This window comes from Seonamhaeicola maritimus, from assembly GCF_008056315.1.
Classification (GTDB): domain Bacteria; phylum Bacteroidota; class Bacteroidia; order Flavobacteriales; family Flavobacteriaceae; genus Seonamhaeicola; species Seonamhaeicola maritimus.
Genome location: NZ_VRKQ01000005.1, coordinates 1 through 7,393 on the forward strand (window position 1 = coordinate 1; position 7,393 = coordinate 7,393).

Genomic DNA, 7,393 nt, shown 5'->3' on the forward strand with positions numbered 1-7,393 from the left:
GGCAGAGTTTGATCCAGCACCAGCTGAAGAGATTACTTGTGAAGAATTGGATTCATTCGTTGCAGGATCTCTATCATATAGTAATGGAGATAGTGGAGCATGTGATATTAGTGGCTCGGTTCAAGGAATTGCAGATTCATTTGAAGGAAATTGTGGGTCATTTGATGTAAATTATAGTTATACTGATGCCTGTGGAAGAACAATTACAGCAACTCAAGTGGTAACCGTAGTTGATAACGTTGCCCCGATAATAACTTGTCCAGAACCATCTAAAATTTGTAACATAGACTTCCCTGCTACGCTAGACGCAACGTGGACAGATAACTGTTTAGCTGGAGGAACTATTACGGCAACTCCTACAAATATTAGATATCGTGAGGATATGTGTGCTGAATTAGCAGATTATGTATTTACTATTTCTGACGGCTGTGGTAATGAAACTATAAAGACTTGTACAATAACTCGTGAATTCGATAAAATTGGTGAGTGTGAAACAGCTTTCGCCATGGACGATGAAGGAGCTAATTGCTTTATTGATGATGGATTCAGAAGATGGGGCTGGACTAATTACTTAGAATGTGAAGGAGATTATACAATGCCTTTATATGCAGGAGCGGCACATTGTGATACCGGAAAAGGAACTAATGTAGGAGATGTTATTGTTAACTATTCAAATGGAATGGTTACTGTGACCTATGATATTGAAGAGCCTGGATACGTAATGAGTGAAGCTCATGTATATGTAGGTTGTGATCCATATCCAAAGAATAATGGAGTAAATACAGTAGCACCAGGACAGTACCCTTACAATCCGTCTAACTTAGGCTACGTGAGAAACTATTCGGTTAAAGTTACAGATGTTTCAGGACCAATATATGTTATTGCTCATGCAGTGACTTGTCAAGTACTTTGTATGTGTAGTAGTATGAGTGAGATATTATCTGATAATGAAGATGGAATGATTTCATTTGAAGGTGGTATTATGTGTTACTCATCTGATGGAGATTCACATGGAGATTCTTGTGATAACTGTCCAGATATTGCTAATGAGGATCAGGCAGATGCTGATGGCGATGGTATGGGTGATGTTTGTGACGTTTGTCCTTTAGATGCAGATAACGATATTGACGGAGATGGATATTGTGCAGATGTTGATGCTTGTCCAAATGATGCGAACAAAACAGAACCAGGTGATTGCGGTTGTGGTGTTGAAGAAGGAACTTGTGATGATACGCTAGTAGCAACTAAGACAGTAGATTTCAAGGCATACCCAGTACCATTTGATCAAGAAGTAACACTTAAGTATTCATTTGATTATGATACAAATGTTAAGATAGAAGTATTTGATATGAAAGGAGCATTAATTAGATCTTCAGAAGTGTCAAATTACTCTAAGGACAGTGTAGGTAGTACTAAGCTAGATTTATCTGGAGCTGATGACCAAATGTTCTTTGTAAGGTTAACAACCAAAGAAGGAACAGTAATTAAGAAGATAGTGTCTTCTAGTCCGCAATAGATTTGAACTAATTAGTATTAATTAAAAATGAAAGAGCCGCATTATGCGGCTCTTTTAATTAATGCTTGATAAATTTTATAGCGTGACTTTTTTCTTCAATCTTCATATGAGCAATGTATATACCATCTTTTAGTGTTGAAAGGTTTAATGTTTCTTTACTATTTGATAGTTTTTTAGATAATATTTTTTTTCCTAAAACATTGAATATTTCAATATTATGAATATGCCCATCTGTCGATTTAAGAGTTAAAACATCTCTTTCTCTATTATAATAATGGGAAAAAGAATTGGCATCAAATTCATCAATGCCAAGTGTACCCGTGGTTATTGACATTTCATCAATATTAATAGCTGATTGATTAGATGTATTATGGTGTCTAAACGCAATGTAAGCTGTACTTCCGGCTAATGAAGAAATATCTATACTTCTACTTACAAAAACTCCAGATCCTCCAACTTCATCAGTATATTCGCTTCTTTTAATCGGACTAGATAAAAAATCACTAGTTTGATTTCCAGTTGATGCATAGACTGAATAATATTCATGTGCTGCATAAGACAGTTCTCCTCTCACTTTCCATGAAAGTGTTATATTATCACCAGCATTAAATGAAGTAAGATCTATAGCGTGAGAAATAATCCAATTATCAGGGGTTAATCCAGAAAGAGAGTAAGAGGCAATCACCTTATAACCACCATAATATGATGAGAATTCCCACCAGGTCCAATTGTAATTATCACCATCTTGATCTTCAACATCCCAACAAACATTAATAACATTTGTGTCAAATGTCTCTAGGACAGGTAATGTATTATCACATTGCGCACTTAAATTTAAAGTGTAACAACTTATAATAAAAACTAGGGTGAATGTAATTTTTTTCATAATCATGTAGGTTAAGATTGCATCAAATATATAAACACAAATACATATTAACCTAAAAATAAGTCATTTAATCGATGAAATACATAATATTTTATTATATATGTAAGAAATTAAATATATTTAATTGTGGTTACCCGTAAAATTTTGGCGAATCTAGATACTTCATTTAACATACTGACACGTAGAGCCTTAAAATATTTAAAAGTTATTAAGACATAATTTTCATAACCTTACCTAAGGTTATGATATATGAAAAGAAACCCTATTCTGAAATTGACATACCATAACCAATACCCATTACTATAATAGCTAAAGGTCAGTATAAATAAAAATTAGGATTTATAATGAGAACTTTTATTTTAATACCTACTTGGCATAAAAATAAAAATCTATTAGTTTGAGTTTAATAAGCTATTCAAACTAATAGATTTATGATAGGGTAGTGTACTTATTAAATTTAGGTACTACTAATTAAGTACAATTTTTATCATTCTTGAGGCATTATCACTATTAACTCTAGCAAAATAAGCACCAACAGATAGATGACTTGTGTTAATTTTTATATTCTTTTGATTACTGGCAACAAAATTCATAAGGTTTTTACCTGAAGAATCATAAATCTCTACATTTCTTAAATTAATGGGAGATTTAAAGTGCAAATCTTTGGTATTATTGTTTTGCCAATATTTAAGTTCATTTAATACAACATTTTCCAAGCCTAATACAGTCTGCGCTTCTACAACAACATCATCAATATTAACAATGTAACCTTCATCTGGTACAGCGTTCCAATGTCTGAAAGCCACATAAACAGTAGAAGTTCCCGCAAACGACGAAATGTCTAATGTTTGTTCTGTAAGCAGGTTAATACCATCCAAATTATAACTCATTGTAGTGCCATTTTCTAAATCATTAATTGCGCTAGAACTTGCAATGTAAACTGTGTAATTTTCATTGTCAAACGAGTCATCTGGAGAAGCTGCTTTCCATTTTAAGGTAATGGTGCCACTAGCATTGGATAGATCTATAACAGGCGATATAGCCCAATTATCGGGAGATAAATTTACATCTCCAATCAAGTCATAAGAAACAGATCTCAAAACCTCTTCATTGACATTTGGATTGGTTTCCAGCAATGCCTCCCAATCAAAACCATCAGATGTAGTTTCATTATTAGTGATGGTCCAATCAGAAATATCTAAATCGTTGAAATCATCAGACCAAACTACCGTTTGACCTTGGGTATTATAAAATAAAATGCAAAATAAAATAATAGTAATTTTTCTCATGGTAAAGCAGTTAAAATATTAAGTCAGTCATAATTTACAAATATTTGATAAAACCCTATTCTTTTTTAGATGAAAGTTTAAAAAATCAGTTGTTAACTCTAATTGTATATAAGATTAAATAATCTGATAATGAACTGCCTATGAATTAATTATAATTTTAGTTTGTTTCCTTACATCCAGAATGCAAATTCTGTCGTATTACAAATAGGGATTGATTAATAGCATTTTCTTCCTTAAAGCATGTATTGTATTTAATAACCTACAAATATTGTTAAAAACACGGTATTTCATCGATTAAAAGCTTATAAATCAGATATATTGACATGTTTTTTATAAGTTTGATTCCCAAACCTACTATGTTATGATTAATTATTACAATAATATAAGTCTTGTACTTATTACCATATTTTCTATTTATTCGCTAAACCTTAGGGCTCAGAACCATAATTTGATTCAAAAAATTCCATTTGATAGTCAGGTGGAGTTTTCAGATTTAATTATTGAAGGTGAAGTAGTTTCAAAATCATCTTATTGGGATGAAACTCATTCAAGTATTTTAACTTCTAATATTATTAAAGTATACAAAGTTTTTAAGGGAGAAACTATTTCAGAAACTATAGAAATTATTACTCCAGGAGGTGTTGTAGACTTAAAGGCTGTTGTTGTTTCACATAGTTTAAATCTAAGAAAAGGAGATAAAGGTGTTTTTATGTTAGAAAAAACAAATTCAGGAACCAATACTCAAAGTAAATCAACTAATTCATTGTCAAAATTTAAGTCGTTAGGAGCTACCCAAGGTTTTTATAAATATGACGAACGAAATAATAGAGTAAGTAATATGTTCTCTGTTACAGATAATATAAAGGATGTCTTTTACAATGAAATTATATCTTACAGTGGTAAACAACCTATTATAATTAAAGATTTTGCATTAAATAAAGACCTTAACACTTTTTCTAAAACTACCAGCAGCAAGTCTGTTATGGCCCCAGCCATTACATCCTTTAGTGCAACAGATAATTCGGCAGGAACTAAAAGTGTTTTAACTATTAACGGATCTGGTTTTGGGAGTACTAAAGGATCTATAGGGTTTAGCAATGCTAATTATGGAGGTGCACTACATACTGATGCCCTTGATAATCAGGTTTTAAGTTGGTCTGACTCAATAATTGAAGTAGAAATTCCAGATGAAGCTGGTACAGGAACTATTCAAGTGAATACTAGTTCCAATGGTTCAATTGTTTCGGCAAATGCTTTAATTATTGACTATGCACAAATTAATTTAGCATATGATATAGGTTCTGGTGATGAAGATTTTCAAACCCAGCATATAGATTTAAATGGATCTGGAGGTATGAGCTTGACAATTAATGAAGGTTTTAATACCTCAGAAGCTATGGCTCCATTTGAAAGTGCCATGGAAACCTGGACCTGTGAATCTGGTATGAATTGGGTGACGGGGTCTACTACAACAACATCAACATTAGATTCTTATGATGGTGTTAACCTTGTAACATTTGGAACCTTGCCACTTGGTACACTTGGTCAAACATTTTCAGCGTATTCTGCCTGTTATCAAGACGGACAAATTAAATGGTATGTTACAGATACCGATATAATTTTTAACGATGCTATTAATTGGAATTTTGAAACCAACACGCCTCAATCAGGAGAAGTAGATTTTGAAAGTGTTGCCGTACATGAGTTAGGGCATGCTCATCAATTGGGGCATGTTATTGATACTAATGTAGTAATGCATTATTCCTTATCTAGTGGTGAAATGTTACGGGGTTTAAGTAATGAAGATATCATGGGCTCTCAAGATATACAATATAGAAGTTCATCAAGTGGTATATGTAGTCAGTCTGTAACTACTAACCAGCCTTGTTCCGGTGGAAGCCCAGGACTTTCTGTGGCCGATGAACAACTTGACCATGACATTATAATATTTCCGAATCCAGTAAAAGATATGGTAAATATTAAAAATAGTGGTAATCAAAATATAAGAGAAATAAGCATTTTTAATATACTTGGTAAAGAGGTTTATAAATTAGATCTTGTTAATAATTATAGAGTTAATACAATAAATGTATCTCAATATCCTCACGGTATCTATTTAGTTAAACTTAATTCAGAAATAGGAACCGCAACTAAGAAACTAATAGTAAACTAAACAGTTACAATTGGTTATTTGAACCAACTTTATATTTTATTATTTAGGCATATGGTCTAATTATAGAGGTATTTTGTATTTCATCGATTATAAAATACCAATCAACTAATAAGTCATTTTTGTAGTTAATTATTTGATTTAAATTATTAATTTTAATCAACTTACAAATATTGTGAGTTAATTCTCCTAAGATTATAGCATTTGATTAATAGCAGTATTAAATGCCCATTTCTTCATATTACTTAGATTGTTTTGTTATGTAAATTTTATGTGAATAAAATTTGTACGAGCCCTCACTCTACATATTTATTTAGCGTACGGTTGTTATGTAAACTCATTTATTAACTTAATTTAAATGTTATGTTTATGTACAATTTTACTTTTAAAAATAGGCAAAGTTTTCTTTTAAGACTCCTTGCTTATGCACTATTTGCTATAGTAGTTACATTTTCGAGCAATGTTTTTGCTCAAAAGGTGGACAAATTAGAGCAATGGGCAAATGGAAGGCTTCCTACTTACCAGAATCAAGGATGGGTTACTGGAAATGTAACAGAATCTAAAGCTCATTACACTGAGTGTATGACCATTCCTTATCGTTTAGAGGCTAGTAGTCTTACTGCTGGCACGCCCTATAGAATTAAAATAGGATATGATGTTAAAAAAGGAGGAGCCCATGCCATTGATTATTTAACATCTTATGATTATGATAACAATCATGATCTTTTTGGTCATTCTATTGAACCAATAGATGAATTGGTAGGAACATCATTAGCGGGTAGTGGTTTATCCGCAAACACATTTGATTTACCAACACCGGATGAAGCAACACCTACTGCAGGGGCTGCCGTAAATCAACCAGAAACTCAGTTTTTATCAATTCCATTGGCGAATAGAAAGATTACAGTATATGGAGCTACTATTTCAGCTGCGTTTTATGATGTTGGAGATCAAAATGTTGATGGTGGAGGTGATGTGTCCACATATCTTACTGTTGATTTTACTCCTAGTGTAGGTCAAACAAGTGTTGTGATACTTTGGGGAGGACATATAGCTGCTGAAGAAGTTTGGGGAGAAGGATTTTCTGCAACAGGAATTACAGGTAGTCCATATCATATGTTTTTAGAAGATTGTATGGGAACAAATGATGGTACTTCTGATGATGATTTAGATGGTTGTGGTAATAAAGAAGTTCAATTGTCTGCTTCTGCAGTTCAAGATCCACCAACATGTGATGTTTCAGGCCCTACAAGTACTTGTGAAGGATCTGGAAATTTGGTATTTACAGCAACAACAGATACAGGTGAATCATTTAACTGGTCTTTTGGAACTAATACTTCTGGAGCCTCAATTGTAAACGGACAAGGTACTGATACAGTAACGGTTAATCCAGGGACTGCAGGATCATTCGAAATTAAAGTAGATATTTCCCTTGGTACCTTAGGAGGTTCTTTAACTACTACTTGTGGGCAAACTGTTACAGTCAATCTGCTACCAACAGTAACGGTATCAGGAGGAGCTTGGTGTGAAGA

General features: G+C 32.8%; 5 protein-coding genes. 3 read left to right on the plus strand and 2 right to left on the minus strand.

From position 1 onward, the window contains the following. Positions 1–1,516: T9SS type A sorting domain-containing protein (locus FUA22_RS18360; RefSeq protein ID WP_170309804.1), on the plus strand; the 1,516-nt coding region annotated here is incomplete at its 5' end. 58 nt (positions 1,517–1,574) lie between these two features. Here FUA22_RS18360 and FUA22_RS00035 read toward each other — a convergent pair. Then, positions 1,575–2,402: a T9SS-dependent choice-of-anchor J family protein gene (locus FUA22_RS00035; protein WP_170309805.1), complete on the minus strand. Its 828-nt coding sequence runs from the start codon at positions 2,400–2,402 to the stop codon at positions 1,575–1,577. A gap of 467 nt (positions 2,403–2,869) precedes the next feature. Next, complete coding sequence (locus FUA22_RS00040) at positions 2,870–3,691, minus strand: T9SS type A sorting domain-containing protein (RefSeq protein WP_147765457.1); 822 nt, start codon at positions 3,689–3,691, stop codon at positions 2,870–2,872. Positions 3,692–4,052: 361 nt separating this feature from the next. On the opposite strand from FUA22_RS00040, the gene FUA22_RS00045 reads away from it, so the two are divergent. Both FUA22_RS00045 and FUA22_RS00050 read left to right on the plus strand, forming a co-directional pair. After that, positions 4,053–5,864 (plus strand): T9SS type A sorting domain-containing protein, encoded by a 1,812-nt coding sequence (locus FUA22_RS00045; protein WP_147765458.1) that lies wholly within the window; start codon positions 4,053–4,055, stop codon positions 5,862–5,864. 366 nt (positions 5,865–6,230) lie between these two features. Beyond that, on the plus strand, positions 6,231–7,393 hold a 1,163-nt coding region (locus FUA22_RS00050; RefSeq protein WP_206667073.1), incomplete at its 3' end, for a hypothetical protein.